General features: G+C 47.6%; 17 protein-coding genes and 2 tRNA genes. 1 reads left to right on the top strand and 18 read right to left on the bottom strand.

Features of this window, described 5'->3' with window-relative positions; all coding sequences use genetic code 11:
* Positions 1 to 511: 511 nt before the first annotated feature.
* The 18 genes from ACTNEN_RS11690 to ACTNEN_RS11605 form a co-directional block, all read right to left on the bottom strand.
* A tRNA-Met gene (locus ACTNEN_RS11690) sits at positions 512 to 585 on the bottom strand.
* A 52-nt stretch (positions 586 to 637) separates the two neighbouring features.
* A tRNA-Val gene (locus ACTNEN_RS11685) sits at positions 638 to 710 on the bottom strand.
* Between the two features lie 194 nt (positions 711 to 904).
* Positions 905 to 1924, bottom strand: coding sequence for a glycosyltransferase family 2 protein (locus ACTNEN_RS11680; RefSeq protein ID WP_441206679.1), 1020 nt, complete (start codon positions 1922 to 1924; stop codon positions 905 to 907).
* Between the two features lie 124 nt (positions 1925 to 2048).
* Positions 2049 to 2984, bottom strand: a complete 936-nt coding sequence (gene arcC, locus ACTNEN_RS11675) for a carbamate kinase (protein WP_441206677.1) — start codon at positions 2982 to 2984, stop codon at positions 2049 to 2051.
* 14 nt (positions 2985 to 2998) lie between these two features.
* Positions 2999 to 6214 (bottom strand): carbamoyl-phosphate synthase large subunit, encoded by a 3216-nt coding sequence (gene carB, locus ACTNEN_RS11670; RefSeq protein WP_441206675.1) that lies wholly within the window; start codon positions 6212 to 6214, stop codon positions 2999 to 3001.
* Positions 6215 to 6218: 4 nt separating this feature from the next.
* Positions 6219 to 7331 carry a carbamoyl phosphate synthase small subunit gene (locus tag ACTNEN_RS11665; RefSeq protein WP_441206674.1) on the bottom strand — a complete coding sequence of 371 codons (1113 nt, stop codon included), beginning with the start codon at positions 7329 to 7331 and terminating at the stop codon, positions 6219 to 6221.
* Between the two features lie 46 nt (positions 7332 to 7377).
* Positions 7378 to 8214 carry a diaminopimelate epimerase gene (dapF, locus tag ACTNEN_RS11660; protein ID WP_441206672.1) on the bottom strand — a complete coding sequence of 279 codons (837 nt, stop codon included), beginning with the start codon at positions 8212 to 8214 and terminating at the stop codon, positions 7378 to 7380.
* Between the two features lie 219 nt (positions 8215 to 8433).
* Positions 8434 to 9141: an ABC transporter ATP-binding protein gene (locus ACTNEN_RS11655; protein ID WP_441206670.1), complete on the bottom strand. Its 708-nt coding sequence runs from the start codon at positions 9139 to 9141 to the stop codon at positions 8434 to 8436.
* Positions 9134 to 9913: an ABC transporter ATP-binding protein gene (locus ACTNEN_RS11650; RefSeq protein ID WP_441206668.1), complete on the bottom strand. Its 780-nt coding sequence runs from the start codon at positions 9911 to 9913 to the stop codon at positions 9134 to 9136. The genes ACTNEN_RS11655 and ACTNEN_RS11650 overlap by 8 nt, the downstream gene beginning before the upstream one ends.
* Position 9914: 1 nt before the next feature.
* Complete coding sequence (locus ACTNEN_RS11645; protein ID WP_441206666.1) at positions 9915 to 11006, bottom strand: branched-chain amino acid ABC transporter permease; 1092 nt, start codon at positions 11004 to 11006, stop codon at positions 9915 to 9917.
* Between the two features lie 13 nt (positions 11007 to 11019).
* Entirely contained in the window at positions 11020 to 11901 is an 882-nt protein-coding gene (locus ACTNEN_RS11640) for a branched-chain amino acid ABC transporter permease (protein ID WP_441206664.1), read from the bottom strand.
* A gap of 82 nt (positions 11902 to 11983) precedes the next feature.
* Positions 11984 to 13189, bottom strand: coding sequence for an ABC transporter substrate-binding protein (locus ACTNEN_RS11635; RefSeq protein ID WP_441206662.1), 1206 nt, complete (start codon positions 13187 to 13189; stop codon positions 11984 to 11986).
* A 342-nt stretch (positions 13190 to 13531) separates the two neighbouring features.
* Complete coding sequence (locus ACTNEN_RS11630) at positions 13532 to 14947, bottom strand: D-alanyl-D-alanine carboxypeptidase family protein (RefSeq protein ID WP_441206661.1); 1416 nt, start codon at positions 14945 to 14947, stop codon at positions 13532 to 13534.
* Positions 14944 to 15786 (bottom strand): DNA-3-methyladenine glycosylase family protein, encoded by an 843-nt coding sequence (locus ACTNEN_RS11625; RefSeq protein WP_441206659.1) that lies wholly within the window; start codon positions 15784 to 15786, stop codon positions 14944 to 14946. Before ACTNEN_RS11625 ends, ACTNEN_RS11630 begins: the two co-directional genes overlap by 4 nt.
* The gene (locus tag ACTNEN_RS11620) at positions 15767 to 17803 is read right to left on the bottom strand and encodes an aminopeptidase (RefSeq protein ID WP_441206657.1); all 2037 of its coding nucleotides are present in this window, start codon (positions 17801 to 17803) and stop codon (positions 15767 to 15769) included. The genes ACTNEN_RS11625 and ACTNEN_RS11620 overlap by 20 nt, the downstream gene beginning before the upstream one ends.
* A 14-nt stretch (positions 17804 to 17817) precedes the next feature.
* The gene (locus ACTNEN_RS11615) at positions 17818 to 18150 is read right to left on the bottom strand and encodes a hypothetical protein (protein WP_441206655.1); all 333 of its coding nucleotides are present in this window, start codon (positions 18148 to 18150) and stop codon (positions 17818 to 17820) included.
* The gene (locus ACTNEN_RS11610) at positions 18122 to 18637 is read right to left on the bottom strand and encodes a VanZ family protein (protein ID WP_441206654.1); all 516 of its coding nucleotides are present in this window, start codon (positions 18635 to 18637) and stop codon (positions 18122 to 18124) included. The genes ACTNEN_RS11615 and ACTNEN_RS11610 overlap by 29 nt, the downstream gene beginning before the upstream one ends.
* 13 nt (positions 18638 to 18650) lie before the next feature.
* Positions 18651 to 18800: a hypothetical protein gene (locus tag ACTNEN_RS11605; protein WP_441206653.1), complete on the bottom strand. Its 150-nt coding sequence runs from the start codon at positions 18798 to 18800 to the stop codon at positions 18651 to 18653.
* A gap of 105 nt (positions 18801 to 18905) precedes the next feature.
* Between ACTNEN_RS11605 and ACTNEN_RS11600 the strand changes: the two genes are divergently transcribed.
* On the top strand, positions 18906 to 19637 hold the full coding sequence (locus ACTNEN_RS11600; RefSeq protein WP_441206652.1) for a GNAT family N-acetyltransferase: 732 nt from the start codon (positions 18906 to 18908) through the stop codon (positions 19635 to 19637).
* Positions 19638 to 19755: the final 118 nt, after the last annotated feature.

Here is a 19755-nt window from a genome sequence, read left to right as displayed (position 1 = left end):
GAAAATCCTCTTTAGAATCTTCAGGGTCTGTGTATTATTCGATCTTTGATTTTCAAGGTTCCGTTTTGCTCTCGTCTGTTTCGCGACAGCCTGTATATATTAGCAGGTAGCCTTGAAACTGTCAAGCAGTTTTTTGAAGGATTATTTGAATCTCTGGAGCTGATTGCAGCAGCGGTCATACGCTCTTTTATATTATATTCTCTTGATCCTTACCGATTTTTGTGTCCGTCGTTTGGCGAACTCATCTAAACTACCACCTGGGTGCATTACTGTCAAGTGTTTTTTATATTTTACCGATATATTTTGCTTTACAAATTTTATTTTACAAGCTACTTTCTATTATCGTCATTTATCATCTTGTCTTTTGCGTATATATGATCATAAGTACAAAGCTTTTACATAAGATAGAGCAAAAAGCATCCTTTTTTGGAACGCAAACGCCAGAAACCGCGAGAGATATGGTCAGAGCAGGTAACAAAAAAACGGTGCCATGCAACACCGTTTTCCATCGTAGCGAGAGGGAGACTTGAACTCTCGACACCGCGGGTATGAACCGCGTGCTCTAGCCAACTGAGCTATCTCGCCATATTTAATTTCGTCCCAGACCGCGCTAAATGCGCAGTCCAGACCAAATCTATGGGGCCTACAGGGCTCGAACCTGTGACCCTCTGCTTGTAAGGCAGATGCTCTCCCAGCTGAGCTAAGACCCCGTCCGTCGCCTGTTATCTTTGCGACTTGTTTATAATACAAGACGAAGTCTGTTTTGTCAACAATGAATTTTATGATTTTAAAGAAATCATGCCATACCGATCACACAGCTCTATTTATAGTCCCCAGGCTCATCCCTACATACTTAAGGTAGCTATGTCCACCGTAGTTCCGTAACAAAATCATGTAAAACAGCTCAGTTAAATCCATAGAACTTCTGCGTAACCTTATACGCCGCAATCGTCAGCTTATTGCCCACTTTGCCAGGCAGATTAACGCCCTGCCCCAGAAAGCTTGTACGAAGCCGAAGCCATAACCTGAAATTCTTTTTCTTAAGGTACTGCCACAGCTCCCGTTTTTTAGCCATGTTTTCTTCTGTACCGGATTTAATCGCAAGTATAGACGAAATGGTCGTAATAATATCCAGATAGTTAAACATATAGTGTCGAAGCTTAGCCGATGGTATCTTGGACAGGTCACAACAATCCGCCATAATTTTATTTACCCGAATCTGCTGATCAATCCTCCCGATCATCACTGCTTCATTTACCGACTGGTCTTCTCTGCCAATAAAATAATGGTACAGATTCACATCCATATAATACATCTTTTTTACAGAGGGAAGAGGCTGATATACAAAGATATTATCTACGTAAAAGGTATGCTTCGGCAGCACCAGACCACAATCTCTCAGCATCTGTGTGCGGTAAATCACCGAATGCATTAAAATATATTGCCCCAGCATGAAATGCTTTACATCCTTCCATCCGAAAATCTGATTCTGCGGAAATGCCGTGCGGTAACGCATTACCTTTTTATGCTCCTGTCCCACCTTATCATAGATAAAGTTTGCGACAAACATATCCACCGGTGTTCCTGCCATAACCTGCTCTCTAAGCTTTCCAAGCACCTCAGGCAAAGCCTTGTCATCCAGCCAGTCATCCGAATCCACAACCTTAAAAAATAGACCGGTCGCGTTTTTTAAGCCGGTATTCACCGCTTCACCATGTCCTCCATTTTCCTGATGTACCGCCTTGCAAATTCCCGGATACCTTGCTTCATATTCTCTGGCGATTTCAAAGGTATTATCCTTCTGTGAACCATCATCTACAATTATGATCTCCACCTCATCTCCGCCCGGCAGGATGCTTTCTATACAATGGCGCATGTACTCTGCTGAATTGTAGCATGGTATTGCGAAACTTATTAATTTCATAATATAACCTCATTCAATATAAAAAACAGTCATGCAGAGATTTTAACCCTGCATGACTGTTTTTACAAGTCCCCTGTTTTGGAGCCCATAACCATGTTACGCGCTCCTTTACCACATTATGCTCCTACTGAATCGTAGTTCCGGCAAGACCGGAAACCGCCTTTTCAGCAAGCTCCATAGATGTAATAATCGCCTTTCTGCCGTTTCCAGACTCCACAAATTCAATACCTGCTTCCACCTTAGGCTGCATAGAGCGGAACTCAAAATGTCCATCCTTTATATACTGCTTTGCTTCCTCAATTGACATCTTGTCCAGCTTTTTTTCATCCGGCTGACCAAATTTAAGTGAAACTTGATCTACTGCCGTGGTAATCAATAGAATGTCGGCATCCACTTCCTTGGCAAGAAGGCCTGCCGCAAGATCCTTTTCTATAACAGCGGCTGCTCCCTTAAGATTGTTCCCCTGCCGCAGCACCGGGATACCACCCCCACCGCAGGCAATCACTACCTGATCGGCGTCAAGCAGTGTCTTGATTGCGTCAATTTCCACAATAGATTTTGGCGTCGGAGCAGGTACAATTCTGCGGAACCTTCCATCTGCAATCATCTGCACATGATTTCCGTTATCCTCTTCCTTTTTGGCTTCCGCAGCATTCATAACCTTGCCCACCAGCTTGATCGGATTATAGAAGCTCTCGTCATAAGGATCCACAAGAACCTGCGTAAGAATCGTAGAGGCTGTCTTATAAATTCCCCGTTTCACAAGCTCCGCCCGCACAGCGTTCTGCAGATCGTATCCGATCATGCCCTGACTCATGGCTGAGCATACCGCGAGAGGTGTTTTGGTATACTGCTCCGGATAGTTCTCGGAGAGATCCTTCATGGCAGTATGAATCATGCCAACCTGCGGAGAGTTAGAATACACAATAGCAATCTGATAGCCGCTCTCCACAAAATCACCGATCATAACGGCAGTTCTTTTTACAGCTTCCTTCTGTTCCGGAAGTGTATATCCCAGGTCCTTATGTCCGAGGGCAATGACCATTCTTTTTTTACTCATTACGCTTCCTCCTGTTACGCCTTTCTATCCAGTTTTGCGATATCTATGAGATGCAGCTCAGCAGACTTATTTTCCAGAGAGGTGGCAAGCGCTCTTGCGGTATCAATCGCCGTAAGTACATTGACACCGGTCTCCACTGCATTTCTGCGGATCACAAAGCCATCCTTGGATGCCTCTGCACCCTCCTTAGGTGTATCAATGACAATGTCCAACTCATGTCCAAGCACGAGATCCAGGATGTTAGGCGACTCCTGCTCCACCTTACGTACCTGGAAGCATTTTACTCCACCTTCGGTCAGTGCCTGATAGGTTCCATGTGTTGCAAAAATGCGATATCCAAGCTTTTCAAAGCGCTTTGCAATCGGGATAATTTCCTTCTTATCCTCATCTCTTACGGTAATTACCATGTTGCCGTATTTCGGCAGCTGAATGCCCGCTCCCTGGAACGCCTTATACAGTGCCTCGTTAAAGGACTTTGCAATGCCGAGACATTCGCCTGTGGACTTCATCTCCGGTCCCAACGAAATATCCGCGCCTTTGATCTTTTCAAAGGAGAACACCGGCATCTTAATCGCATAGTAGTCTGCTTCCGGCTGCAGTCCCGGTTTGTAGCCAAGCTCCCGGATGGTATGCCCGCAGATAATCTGTGTTGCGAGCGGAACAATCGGGATTCCGGTGACCTTGCTGATGTACGGCACGGTTCTTGAGGATCTTGGATTCACCTCAATGATATAGACCTCATCGCCGTCCGCGATAAACTGCACGTTGACCATGCCGATGACATGCAATGCCTTGGCAAGCCGCTCGGTATAATCGATAACCCGCTGCTTGGCGGTCGGTGTAAGACTCCGCTCCGGATATACAGAAATCGAGTCACCGGAGTGGATACCCGTACGCTCGATATGCTCCATAATACCCGGGATGAGAATGTCTTGACCGTCACAGATTGCATCGACCTCGAGCTCTGTGCCCCGGATATATTTGTCGACGAGAATCGGATGCTCCTGCGCAATCTGGTTGATTTCTCCGATATATTCGTCAATATCCTGGTCGCTTATCGCAATACGCATGCCAGCTCCACCTAAAACATAAGATGGTCTCACAAGTACCGGATATCCCAGTTCGTGCGCTGCTTTCTTTGCCTCCTCTGCAGTAAATACCGTGTGTCCTGCTGCGCGCTGGCATCCTGTTTCCTGGAGGATCTTATCAAATCTCTCCCGGTCCTCTGCCGCATCCACGTCATCCTGCTGCGTTCCGAGAATCGGCACGCCCATTTTTTCCAGTGCATTGGCAAGTTTGATTGCTGTCTGACCGCCGAACTGTACCACTGCGCCATCCGGATGCTCGATGTCGACAACATTCCGCACATCCTCCGGAGTCAGCGGTTCAAAATAGAGCTTATCCGCAATATCAAAATCGGTTGAGACAGTCTCGGGGTTATTATTGATGATAATCGTCTCATAGCCCTCTCTCTTAAACTGCCATGTACTATGAACAGAGCAGAAGTCAAACTCGATACCCTGTCCAATCCGGATTGGTCCGGACCCGAGCACCAGCACCTTCTTATGCTTGGATGGATCACGGAAGGCTCCTGTTGACTCATTTTCAGATCCGAAAACACTGTAGTAGTATGGCGTTTCCGCTTCAAATTCCGCTGCACAGGTATCTACCATTTTGAATGCGGCATGAATATTCCACTGCTCACGGAAGTCATGGATTTCCTCCTCCGTATAGCCTGTAAGACGGGCGATCACACTATCCGGAAACTCTATCCTCTTGGCTTCTCTCAACAGAGTTTCATTCATGGACTCCTCATGGAGCCGCTGTTCCATCTCTACGATGATCTTAAGCTTATCGATAAACCATTCGTCAATTTTGGTAATCTCATGGATTTCCGAGTAGCTCCAGCCTCTGCGTAACGCCTCCGCAATGACCCAGATCCGCCGGTCATCCACATGATGCAGCATTTTATGAAGATCATGGTCGTCGAGCTCCGAGAAATCATAGGACAACAGAGAGTCCACGTGCTGCTCAAGTGAGCGGATTGCCTTCATCAGTCCGCCCTCAAAGTTGTTGGCGATCGCCATAACCTCTCCGGTTGCCTTCATCTGTGTGCCGAGGATATGATCGGCAGTGATAAATTTATCAAACGGAAGCCGTGGCATCTTGACCACCACATAGTCAAGCATCGGTTCAAATGCCGCAAAGGTCTTGCCCGTAACTGCGTTTTTAATCTCATCCAGCGTATATCCCAGCGCAATTTTAGCTGCAACCTTGGCAATCGGATAGCCTGTTGCCTTGGAAGCAAGCGCCGAGGATCTGGAAACTCTGGGGTTCACCTCAATGACACAATATTCAAAGCTCTCCGGATTAAGGGCGTATTGAACGTTACAGCCTCCAGTGATTCCCAGCTCGGAAATGATGTTAAGTGCCGAGGTACGAAGCATCTGGTATTCCTTATCCGACAGGGTCTGAGAAGGTGCAACGACAATGGAATCCCCTGTATGCACGCCAACCGGATCCAGGTTTTCCATGTTGCAGACCGTGATTACATTACCTGCACCATCGCGCATAACCTCATACTCGATTTCCTTCCAGCCGGCAATACTTTTTTCCACCAGAACCTCATGCACGCGGGAGAGACGTAGACCATTTTCCAGGATTTCCTGGCACTCCTCCCGATCCGCTGCGATACCACCGCCGGATCCACCCAGCGTGTATGCAGGACGCAGTACCACCGGATATCCGATAGACTCCGCCACACGGATACCATCCTCAACGGAGTGCACCACCTCTGACGGAGCAACCGGCTCATGGATCTTTTCCATGGTCTCCTTAAACATAAGACGATCCTCTGCCTTTTTGATGGTCAGAGCGGTAGTACCGATCAGACGTACATTATGAGACTTGAGAAATCCAGCCTCGTCCAGTGCCATCGCCAGATTCAGCCCTGCCTGACCTCCCATGGTCGGCAGAATCGAGTCGGGCTTCTCGAGCTCGATAACCTTTTCCACAACCTCAAGTGTCAGAGGCTCAATATACACGTGATCCGCGATATCCTTGTCCGTCATGATGGTTGCAGGATTGGAATTGAGCAGGACAACCTCAACGCCCTCCTCTTGAAGAGAGCGGCATGCCTGGGTGCCTGCGTAATCAAACTCCGCTGCCTGTCCAATGACAATCGGGCCGGAGCCAATGATCAGAACCTTTTTAATACTTGCATCTCTCATATACTCAGTTTGCCTCCATCATGCTGATAAATTGATCAAAAAGATATCCCGAGTCTCTCGGTCCGGGACAAGCTTCCGGATGGTACTGCACAGTCACAATATTTTTACCTACATAGCTAAGACCTTCGTTGGTCCCGTCATTGACATTGACAAACGCCGTTTTTGCGATCTCCGGATTAAGGGAGGCAGGATCCACAGCATACCCATGGTTCTGCGAGCTGATATACACACGCCCGCTGGCAAGATCCTTGACAGGATGGTTACCTCCACGGTGACCATATTTCAGTTTATAGGTATCCGCACCCGTGGCAAGTGCCATCAGCTGATGTCCGAGACAGATCGCAAAAATCGGCACGTCTGATTCATAAAGCTTCCGGATTTCTCTGATGATACCAGTATTCTCCTTTGGATCCCCCGGACCATTGGAAATCATAATGCCATCCGGATTACTGCCGAGAATCACCTCCGCAGGCGTATCTGCCGGGTATACCGTCACATCACAGCCATGCCGCTGCAGCGAACGTATAATGTTCCGCTTTGCTCCTACATCCAGAAATGCCACCCGCTTCGGCTCTTTCTCACCTGTATACCGGCTGCCATCCGGATTCTGTGCCTGCGCGGCATATACTTCCCTGGTTGTGGTCTTCATCACAACCCCACGTACCTGATATGCACGGATTTTTTCCAGGACAGGCAGAAGCGCATCCCCATGATAGCGCTTTGTAGTGATCATACCATTCATGGTCCCCTTATCTCTCAAAAGCTTTGTAAGCGCCCGGGTATCAATGCCGGCAATCCCGGGAATCTCATATTTTTTCAGGAAATTCTGAATGGTATTTTCAGATCTCCAGTTGCTCGGCATACGGGAAAGCTCTCTCACAATATATGCATCCGGCCATGGATGGGCAGACTCCATATCCTCTGTGCAGATTCCGTAATTACCGATCAGGGGATAGGTCATAACCACCGCCTGTCCTGCATAAGACGGATCTGTCAGCACCTCAAGGTATCCGGTCATCGAGGTGTTAAATACTACCTCGGAAATGACCTCCTTTTCCGCGCCGATCGATGTCCCCTTAAAAACAGTTCCATCCTCCAGTATCAGAAATGCATCCATTCTTTTTCTCCTTTATAACAAGATCAACTGTCTCTACTTTACTTAATTACAGTGGAAAATCTCCTGCAAAAACCTCTACTGCCGGTCCTGTCATGATGCAGTGTCCGTTGTCTGAAATATAGCGGATGCTGAGATCTCCTCCCCGGAGATGCACCAGCACCTCCTGATCCCTGTCCAGCTTACCTGCCATACAGCCCGCGGCTACCGCAGCCGTAGCTCCTGTACCACATGCCAGCGTTTCTCCGGAGCCCCGCTCCCAGACTCGGAAATCAATCTCTCTCCGACTGATCACACGGATAAACTCCGAGTTCACCTTATCCGGAAAGCGCTTATGCTCCTCAAAATCTTTGCCATATAAAAGAAAATCCAAATCAGAGACTTCCGAAACACCGAGCGCTTTATTGTCTTCCAGAAAATAAACAGCGTGGGGATTTCCCACATCAATGCCAATAAAAACGAGGTCCATGCCTCTCACAGTGATCCTTTCCGGGAGCTCACTTGTAAGCTTTGCCTGCCCCATGTCCACTGCTGCACTGATCATTTTTCCATTTTCTGTAAACAGCTCGATGTTCTTAAGCCCTGATTTGGTATCTATTACTGCTGTTGTACGATCTGCGGCAATCAAACCGTGATCATAAATATATTTTGCAACACAGCGAATGCCATTGCCACACATGTTTCCCTCGGATCCGTCTAAATTAAACATATGCATATATGCATCTGCCCTATCAGACGGCTCAATCAGAATCAGACCATCTCCTCCGACACCGAAATGCCGATCGGCAATCCGTCTAGCGAGACTGGAAGGGTCTGTAACCTGTTCCGAGAAGCAATTAACATACACATAGTCGTTTCCACAACCCTGCATTTTTGTAAATTTCATTTCATTACCTCTCTGAGATTTTTCATATCATATCATAAACCGACCTATGCTATCAAGGAAATTCCAAAATGTATACTATATGGAACATTATACATAAAATAAGCCATGCACCGCATATATATGCAGTACATGGCTTCTATAATAAATAATGACCTAAATACGATCTCCTAATAAGATCAGCTTAGAAAGCTAAGGTTCTACGAAATGATTTTTACAGCTTCATTTTTTTCTGCCAAGATAAGCTGCCTGAATCTCGTCATTGGCAAGCAGCTCTGCACCGGTGCCTGTCATTGTGATGCTGCCGGTTTCCATAACATATGCCCTGTCTGCGACCTTCAGCGCCATGTTGGCATTCTGTTCAATCAAAAGAACCGTAATGCCCTGCTCCTGGTTAATCCTCTTAATGATATTAAAGATCTCCTGCACAATAATCGGCGCCAGTCCCAGCGACGGCTCATCCAGCATCAGGATTTTAGGGTTTGACATAAGCCCCCGGGCAACCGCAAGCATCTGCTGCTCGCCTCCGGAGAGTGTCCCCGCAAGCTGCCAGTGCCGCTCCTCAAGCCGCGGAAAGAGCTTGTATACCCTCTGGATATCCTCTTCCAGACTATCGTTACGGAGATATGCACCGATCTTAATGTTTTCCAGCACCGTCATATCCGGGAACACATGTCTGCCCTCAGGACACAGCGTGATACCTTTTGCCACACGTTTTGCAGTTGGAAGCGAAGTGATATCCTCTCCATCAAAGGAAATACTGCCTCCGCTTGCCTTAACGAGTCCCGCAATCGCCCGGAGGGTCGAGGACTTGCCGGCTCCATTGGCACCGATCAGTGTTACGATCGATTGATCCGGAACCTCAAAGGAGATTCCCTTTACAGCCTCTATGCCGCCGTAATTAATTTTTAAGTTATCTACCTTAAGCATCTTCCGAACCTCCAAGATACGCTTCGATAACCTCCGGATTGTTCTGAATCTCCTCAGAGCTGCCCTGTGCAATCAGTTTACCGAAGTTAAGTACATATATTCTTTCCGAGATCTGCATAACCAGGTCCATGTGATGCTCAATCATAAAGACAGTCAGATGATACTGGTCACGAATTTTTACTATAAAATCCGTGAGCTCTTGTGTCTCCTGCGGATTCATACCCGCCGCAGGCTCATCCAGCAGCAGAAGCTCCGGAGATGTCGCAAGGGCTCTTGCAATTTCCAATCTGCGCTGCAGACCATAAGGCAGAGAGGATGCGATCTCATCCTTGAGCTCATAGAGATCCTGCTCTCTTAAAAGCTTTTCTGTTTCCCGGCGCATGCGGTCCTCCTCCTTAAGGTTCAGACGGAGCGTTGCCGTAAAAACATTATCATGTGCTCTCAGATGCTTGGCAATCAGTACGTTATCAAATACCGTCAGATTGGAAAACAGCCGGATGTTCTGGAAGGTACGAGCGATTCCAAGTCTTGTAATACAATCCGGAGACTTCCCTTTTAAATTCTCTCCCTTAAAGCTGACAGCGCCGGAGGTTGGCTGATAAATACCGGTGATACAGTTAAATGCAGTGGTCTTGCCGGCACCATTCGGACCGATGAGTGCCACAATCTCCCCCCTATTAACCTCAAGCGAAAGCCCATCAATTGCAGTTACACCGCCGAACTGCATGACAACATTTTCCATTTTGAGGACATTTTCCTTGACTTCATTCATCTTATCTGCCCTCCGCCTTTACTGCTTTCCGTTTCCGTCGGAAAAATCCAAATATTCCATCCCAACTGAACTCATTGGTACCCATCAGACCACGGGAGTAAAAAAGGACCACTACCATCAGAAGAATCGAAAAAATAACCATACGGAAGCCGGGGCGGAACAACGGGATGCTGACTCCTGCCACCGTCAGCGGCTCATCAAAGAAGCGGAGCAGCTCACGTCCGGCTGTAACCACAAAGGCTCCAAGTACGGAGCCTGTCACAGATCCGATTCCGCCGATGACTACAATTAAAAGGATATCATAGGTAAGAGAAACCTGGAATGTCTTGGAATCTATGGATCTCATAAACATTGCAAGCATACCTCCGCTGATTCCCGCAAAAAAAGAGGAAATCACAAAGGACAATTCCTTTGTATGGAAAAGGTTGATGCCCATCGCCTCCGCAGCGATTTCATCCTCACGGACTGCCTTAAACATTCTGCCATAGGAGGAATTGATCAGCAGCACCATCAGTCCGATGGAAACTACGGTCAGAATCAGCACCTGGAAAATACTGGAGAAGCCCGGGATAGACTTCAGCCCATAGGAACCGTTTGTGATCGTGTCCATCATCGGCGCTGCAATCAGTGCGCGTATAATCTCAGCAAAGCCCAGGGTGGCAATGGCAAGATAATCGGACTTAAGCCTTAGCACAGGGATACCGATCAGTGCGGCACAGGCTGCCGCCACAAGTCCTCCCAGGATCAGAGCCAGTGTAATCGGCGCCGAGAGATTGGCGATAAGAGGATTAATACCTGAGATGTAGTAAACAGAAGGTCTCTGACTTACAGGGATCGTCAGGATCGCGGTAACATAGGCTCCCAAAGCCATAAAGCCCGCCTGTCCCAGTGAAAACAATCCGGTAAAGCCATTCACAAGATTCATGGAAACTGCGACTACCGCATAAATCATGGATCGCTCTATGATAGATATGGCATAGCTGTAATTATACTTATTGGCTTCGAGAAATCCGCAGATCCCCAGCACAACGGCGATCAGCAAAAGATCCAGTACCGCGTCTCTTTTCTTTTTTCTTGAAAAGTCATACTTCATATATCATACCTCCTTAGACCTTGTTTGTGGTCTTCTCGCCAAACAGTCCGGTCGGGCGTACGAGCAGGATAATGATCAGCACCACAAAGGTAAATGCATCCGAGAAGGTAGAGTATCCTGCAGCTACAAGGGCAGTCTCACCCATGCCAAGGACAAATCCGCCGACAACAGCGCCGGGGATCGAACCAATACCGCCAAAAACTGCTGCCACAAAGCACTTAAGTCCCGGAAGCGAGCCGGAAAACGGAAATACCGTCATACGGTCCGTGAAATACAGGATGGAACCGATTGCTGCAAGCAGAGAACCGATTGCAAAAGTAAAGGAAATGGTACGGTTTATATCAATGCCCATCAGCGCTGCCGTCTCGTAATCCTTGGAGACTGCGCGCATCGCCATGCCCATCTTGGTGTGATGGATCAGGGTAATCAGGAGATATACCAGCACAATCGTCAGTACAGGTGTAAAAAATGTAACAAATGACGCGGACAGACCGCCGATCTTAAAGATTTTTTTGAGTCCCGGAATCTCCGGATATGCCATCGGAAGAGCCGTAAAAAGATACGTTGCAAGATTCTGCAGTAGGTAGGAAACACCAATCGCGGAAATCATGACGGACATCCTCGGAGCGGAACGCAGCGGCTTATATGCCACTCTCTCAATTCCCACGCCCAGTACCGTTGTCACAAGCAGCACAAAGGGAACAGCAATAAACCAGGGCATGGAGGCCATAGCAAAAATCATAAAATAGCCGGCCATCATAAAAATGTCTCCATGCGCAAAATTGATAAGTCGGAGAATGCCGTATACCATGGTATAGCCAATGGCGATCAGCGCATAGGCACCTCCGAGAGAAATACCTGTCAGACACTGCTGCAGGAATGTAGTCAATGACATAGTAGATGCTCCTTTATACATCAGAGAGGGGACCGTCCCCGGAAGGTACGTTCCCCTCTCAAGCAAAGCGTAAGCTTATGGATCAGCCGTCAATCGTGGTTGTGGTCAGGAACTTGAACTGGCCGTTTTCAATGGTCTTGATAAATGCCATATTCTTTTTAGCATCACCGTTTTCATCAAAGGAGATAGACCCGGTTACACCATCAAACTTGACATCCTTAAGAGCGTCCTTGATTTTCTCTCCATCTGTGGACTGAGCTGCCTCAATGGCATTGTAGAGAGCAAGGTATGCATCATAGCCAAGTGCCGATACTGCCGGAATGATTTCATCCTGCTTATTGTCCTTAAGGTAAGGCTTAAATCCCTCAATAAACGATTTCGCTTCATCGTTGGCAGGCTCTGCTTCATCAAAGAAGGTTGAAAGAACAACACCCTCGGCAGAATCACCTGCATTCTCGATAATGGTCGAGTTCTCCCATGTATCTCCCGCTGCAATCAGGGACGTGATGCCAAGCTCTCTTGCCTGCTTGATAATCAGCGGTGCTGTCGTAATGGAAGACGGCGCAAAAATTATATCCGGATTTGCCGCCTTGATATTGGTAAGCACAGCCTTGAAATCTGTCTGATTGGTCTGGAACTGCTCCTCATCCGCGATGGTTCCGCCAAGATTTGTAAATGCAGTCTTAAAGAAGGATCCAAGACCGGAGGAATAATCATCGCCAAGCTGTGTAAGAACTGCTGCGGTCTTATAGCCATTTTGCATTGCATAGTTAGCCATTACTGTACCCTGGAACGGGTCAAGGAAGCAGACACGGAAATAATAATCATTTCCCTCTGTAACCTGCGGATTGGTGCAGGATGCTCCAACAGCCGGAACCTTGGCATCTGCAAAAATCTGACCAGCGGCAATGGAAACGCCAGAGCCATAGGAGCCGATGACGCCGGAAACCTTCTCTCCCATCAGCTTGTTGGCTGCATTGACAGCCTCCGTCTTATCAGACTTGTTATCTACCTCAACGAGCTCAATGGTATATTCATCGTCACCAAGCTTGACTGTTTTATGTGTCTGATTGGCGTAACGGATGCCCAGCACCTCCTGGAAACCGCCGCCGCCGTTCTCGCCTGTGGTCGGCTCAAAAACACCAATTTTGATGACTTTATCTCCGGATGCGGATTTGGAAGCTGCTGCGCCAGAGGCTGCGCTTCCCGAGGAAGAGCTACCGCAGGCAGCAAGATTCAGCGCCATGGCCGCTGTCATGCCCAGAGCAACGATTTTTTTCATATTCATAACATTCCCTCCTTCTGTTTGCACAGTAGATACATTTGTATGCCTAATGCAAACATTTGCTTCATTTTACCATGCACATGAAATTTTGCAAGTATTAACGGAAAATTTATTTATTATGTCTTTCTATAACAAACAGTTATCAAAGCTTGTCGATATCTCCCGAACGGCATAACATATAGATATGTTTGATATAATATGGAGTCCATGAAAGCAAAAAAGCAGGCAAGCACATCGATGCGTAACCACACCGGCGTCCTTGCCTGCTTAAATATTCCGTTAAAATGTAAATGTATAAGCTTTGCTTAACTATAGTTCTTATGCAGTATCTCTGTCAATAGCAAACTACGTTTTTTTGCGGCTTTTCTGCTGCTTCTTTTTTTCTACAAGCTCCCGGAACTCCTCCTCGGTCATCTGCATATCCTTAAGTCTCTGTGCACGCTTCTCTTTCATCCTGCGGCTAAGCTTTCGGTCATCATGTATATTTTTGATGCCAAGCAATGTTCCACCTCCAAATACCGCAAAACCAAAAATCATAAGCGCCGTAAACGTACTGATGGTAGCCGCGACCGCAACCTTTGTTCCTGTGGGGATATCCCTAAGTATTACACTGATGGATGGCTCCTTCTGTATATAGTATTTACCGACGACTGCATCATCAAGATAGTAATCAATCCGTGCCACTGCATCCGCCGGAGCGGATCCCTCAAGATTATACTGCAAACGATAGCTGATACCGTCCTGTGAGCTTCCCTTAGGCAGCGACACATACATTTTTTTCTCAACCCGTAAATCTGCTGCCTTACAGTTGTCAGATACAATGGTATCTGCAATCAACCGCGCTGCAATCGCATCCTTATCATAGATTCCGTCCTTGACCGGCTGATTTTCCGTCTGGTTAAACCCAAGATCCAAAAGAGCCTTGGTATCAATATAATGATAGGGATTTTTATCTGCCAGAACTACAGACACCAATCTCCGACCATCGGACTTCGCCATTGTGATCAAAGTATTACCGGCATCCTTAGTGTATCCAGTCTTACCCGCTATCACACGCTCGTCATAATATGGAGATCCCCGAAGCAACATTTTATGCTCCATATAGACTGTATTACCTTCCGGAACACGCTTGGTTGCAGCAAGCTTATGCGAGGTGCAGTCTTCAATCTCCAGGAACTTCTTGCTATTCATGGCTGCAGCGCCGATCAGCGCCATATCATGCGCCGTAGTATAGTGATTGGTATCAAAAAGACCGGAAGGATTGGCAAAATGTGTCCCGGTGCAGCCAAGCTTTGCTGCCTCCTGGTTCATCATGTCCGCAAATGCCTCCCGCGAGCCTGCAACATGCTCCGCCAGTGCATTGGCTGCCTCATTGGCTGACTTTAAAAGCAGGGCATACAGACAGTCCGACACGGAAAGCACATCTCCCTCCTCAATCTGTGCATTAGAGGATCCTGTATCTACATTATAAACTGCGTCATGAGAAAATGTAACCTTATCGTCCAGGTCACAGTTTTCCAAAACTACTAACGCAGTCATGACCTTTGTGATGGATGCAGGATACATCCTTGCATCCATATTTTTCTCAAACAGGACTGCTCCGGTATCCACATCCATGACAATACCTGCCTGGGCTGTAAGCTCCGTTGTCGGCCAGTCCGCTGCTAGTGACGTAAACGGTGTGAGAGCAATCCATAGTATCAGAAACAGACAGATCTGGCACAGAAGTCCCCGGCGCCGTCTTATACCTGCTGATCTCATGAAATTCTCCTGTTATTTGTTGTTTTCCGCATTTCCAGTCTTGCGTAATGGAACATATACTGCTGTAGTACTCCTAACACTGGCTGATACTGCTGTGGCCATATATCCTGATACTTTTCATGGAGTACTCTGTTCATCCAGACATCCTGGGGACAGATTCCCAGGCGATGGAAACCAAAAAGTGCTGTACAGCTTGCCACCTTGATGCCGCATCCCCGGAGCTTCATAAGCACGGAGATCAGCTCTTCATCTGGAAGTGTTCCTATACCGTCAAGGTCCAGCTCTCCGGAAGCGCACTGCCTGGCAGCATCTAAAATGTATCCGATCCGATAGCCTGCACCCGTCGGACGCAACTCATCGATCGAACATGCAGCGAGAGCTTCAGCCGATGGAAATGCGTGGAAGCTGCCATACGCATTCTCTATTGGTTCCCCGGCAATTTCCGACATTCTCTCAACGATGGTCCGGATCGCCGGCACAGACTTACGCTGGGAAATAAGAAAGCTGATCAACGCTTCATAGGGATCCTGATGGAGGATACGGATCCCCTGCCCGTAGGACATGCAGCGTTTTAGAAATTCATCCTCCTCAAGGCAATAGGCGCGATAGGCACTGTAATCCACATCGAGATCAAAATAGTGACGGAAAAAGTCCGCCCATTCCTCCTCACTGCAGGAAAACTGAAACTCCTGATCGCCAAGCTGCCAGATCCTAAGGTACCTGCGGCCTGCCATCAGCTCCCAGCACTGCTCCTCCGTATGCACCGGCCGCATCCGGAAGCACTGACCGGACTCTGCAATCGCTGCCGGTGAAAAATCTTCAAGCGTCAAGCGGAGCATTGAGCACCTCTGTTCCCGGAAGCACAAACCTGCCATTGGAAATCACTGTGATCCGGCTCCCATCCTGGCGCACAGCTTCGATCTTGTCAAGCTCACGATACGAAATGGTAATATCCGTATGCACAGCAAAATATGCCTTCTCCGGATCCTTTTGACGCAGCGCAGAGCATTCATTTTCCTTGGCTATAAGCTCCTTGCCATCCGGATTATACAGCTTCATATCCTCCATAAAAGAGTAGCAGGTATCTCCTACAGCAAAATGCGGACCGGTTTTTTCTGAAATCAGGATCGGCATTCTGGCTCCAATGTCATACTGTTCCATCATCCGATAGGCGCGGGTATTGGTTCCGATGGCAAACTCACCCAGCGGCAAATGCTCCTTCTCCATAAAAATCGTCTTACGGATCAGCGCACGCCCTTCCCCCGGAGTATTTCCATTATCACAGCCGTACTCTGTAACCCTGCCGTCCTCAAAGCGGATTTTCAAATTTCTGAACCGGATGCCATTGATATATACGGACTGCACATGCAGGAGTCCTTCCGTTCCGGTCAGCACCGGTGAAGTAAAGACCTCTCCCAGCGGAATGTTTACATCCGCGAGACAGTTCTCAAAATTTGACTGCCGCTCCGGATCTCCAAGAGGATGCAGCATGACCTTCATATGTGTGTCATTGCCTCTGCCTGTAACCTCGACATAGACCGCCTGGTCCAGCGCAGCGATAAGCTTCTCCTGTACCGGACGGTATGTATCCGGATCCATCGTATTAATTTCCAGTGTCTCCCGGAAAATATCCCGGAAGTCAGGTCCGATGGATGGCAGCGGCCAGGAAATGATCGTAAAGGACCGTTCCTCCTCATGGATATATTTATGCGTCAGTACCTGCAGGCTGTTCCGGTACTCTCCATACGCCTCTGACTGATGCTCTGTGAATACAGGATTTGCCGGATGATGCGCGGGCTCAAACTCTGGTCCACCAAAGCACTCCATCACGATCGGTCCTGCATACCGGCTGATCTCGGGACGCATTTCCTCAAAGCACTGATTTCTCTCCTCCAGCATCCTCGATACAATCCTGTCACCCATCACAAGCTGAAGATCATAGGCATGATCATAGTCCATCTGCTGATTTGGAGAAATATAGTATCCTGCCGCACCTGCCGGATTGCGGGTCAGAAACCGTGAGGCATGTCTCGGAACTGTAAAATCATATCCATCCGCTGCAAGGTACTCTGCCGTCCTTCTCACGACTCGTTCCCAGCCTGCATCAAAACGGAACTCCGCAATAGATTTTTTACTGTACGGCTTCCCCTGCAGGATAAAGCCATCCCGATATCCCCTGTACCATGTATATGCCATACGGTCAACAATATCCTCCGGAAGCTTCGCTGCAAATGCTGCAGTTTCCAATGCCTCCTTTGAAACATACTCCCCCGTCCGGTACAGATACTCATTGTTGAGTAAGGATCCCTGCAGGACAATTCTTTTCAGAAGATGCGTACTCTCCTCCGGGTCATACTGCTCCTGCATGGAAGCACGAACCATGTCCTCAGAGTAATCATATGCATAGGAATAGAGCACAGACCGGATTTCCTGTTCCGAGGGCAGTTCCTCTCCCGTAAATATACAGTACAGCTGGATAAAGGTTTCCAGTACGACCGTAATGCTCTCATATCGTTTTTCAAACGCATCCGGCACAAGTCCCCGGATTTCTCCATAAAGAGCTGTCAGCTCCTTTTGAACCCCTCCAAGCTTCACTTCTGCAAAGGATGGGTTCATCCAACTATGCGCATAATCCCGTACCAGATCTCCATACAACAGCTGATTCTGCCGGATCAACTCCGGCATCCGGTCTGTTGTTAAAAGATCATCGTCCATAAAGGATCTAATAAAATCATCCAGTCGTCCGATGAATTCTGCCGCGGCACAAAAATACTCCCGGAAGGGAGACTGTACCGTATTTTCCAATGGGATTTCCCGGATCCTTGTCACCGCATCCCGATATCTATCCAGTATCATTTCTATCCTCTCTGTCATGCGGCGAGACGCAGCCCGACAAAAATAATCGTAATCCAGATCAGAAGGATGACTCCCGCTATAAAGCCTGCAATCTTTACCGGCAGATAGTTCCGACCTTCGTCCTTAAGAGCAGTTACAAGATGGATCAGCGCAAACACAGAAAATACCATAGATGTAATCCCCAGCGCGCCAAGAAACATTGGTCCCTGTCCCTGAGACATCGCCGCAAGACTGATTGTCACTGTCAGTGTTGCCAATGAAGCCAGTACCGAAAGTATAGATGGGATCGTGCCTCTTGCAATACTCTTATGTATATAATTATAGCGTTTTTTCTTTGCCACGGTCATACTGCCCTTTCCTACGATGGGTTCTCCGATAGTGTACGCTTCTCCTCCACTGCACAAAGGTGAAAAGCATATATCCCAGCAGCCCTCCTGTAGTATTTAAAATAATGTCATCCACATCACAGCTTCCCGCCCGGAATATAAGCTGTGTCATCTCAATTCCATAAGAAAGAAGATATGCACATAAGACGGTATTATACCAGTGTCTGCGTGCCCGATTGCTTATCACGGGTAAGATAAAGCCAAAGGGCATGAAGCCTGCAACATTTCCGACGAGATTCAGCAGCACTCCACGGATCCCGATCTGTTTCCAGTAAAACACATATCTCCGGATTTCCAGAAATGGCTTAAGATTATAGGTATAATCCTGCTTGACCATCAGCCCTCTCTCCTCCATCTCGGAAAAAAACATGAGATGCATGAGTACAAGCAGATAAAGAATAAACAAAAACCAGCCGATCCGCTGGTTTCTGGTCTCATGCTTTGCCATACTGTCCCTGAGATCAGAAAGTAATGTCGTTCTTTCTCTTAAGGAGCAGACTGCCATTGATAATCGACAGGATGCCTGTCACAATACCAACGGTCAGGATGATGATCCCTAGTGCAATGGAGCCTGCCCCGGTGTTACGCATTGTCTTATATATCTTTTCCATAAAAATCTCCTAACAATCATCAAGTCATTAATTCCGTTATTGTAGCATAAGCAACTTGGGCTTGCAATACATCCGCCCTTTGATATAATGAGCGTCATGGACGCGATGCTTTATAATGAACTAAGTAAAAAGGATCAGACAGCTCTGAGACAATTGATTTCTGTCTGCAACCAAGAGGATGGCACAAATTATGATACAGAGCCGGATGCGGATTTTTATTATATCATCCGAAATGAGGATAAAGAGGGAAGCGCTTGTGATGCAAACATCATTTCGGTGCTTTCCGGTTACTTATTGGGAGAAACACTGGATGGCGGGAAAGTACTGGAGCTCGAAGCATTCACCCATCCGGCACTTCGCAGGCTCGGTTATTTCTCTCTCTGCTTTAACAGTCTGAGGGATGATTTCCGCTCCTACCGGTTTCGTTTTAGCGTTAAAAGCATGGATCCGGAAAGCGGCACCATTTGTGAAGATACCATGCAGGTGCTAAAGGCGCTGCATGCCGGACATCTTTATGATGAGCTCATGATGTTAAAGCACCTGCCCGGTGGAATTTCTAATCCGGGTGATACCATCAGCACAGACTATGGAGAAATGCACTTCTCTCCTTACAATGCGCACACTCTCTACCTCTACGGCGTTCTGGTTTATGACCGGTACCTGAGGCAGGGGCATGGACGAGAGCTCATGGAATTAGCAGAAAAGGTACCTGCAGGACCATATACAGAACTTATGCTTCAGGTATCCTCCGACAACCAGATTGCATATCACCTTTACGAGTCCATGGGGTATCGTATCATCGACCGCATGAACTACTATCTGCTGCCACAGGCATAAAATTTCTAAATCCTCATCAGATAAAAATATATGCAAAAAGGACTCTGTCTTGTATGAAAGCTCCCCCGCTGTGACAACGCCTGCAGCGGGAGAACTTCTTTAAGACAAAGTCCTTGTT

The organism is Oribacterium sp. HCP28S3_H8, assembly GCF_052064775.1.
Lineage (GTDB): Bacteria > Bacillota > Clostridia > Lachnospirales > Lachnospiraceae > Oribacterium.
This window is presented reverse-complemented; position numbering and strand designations above follow the sequence as displayed.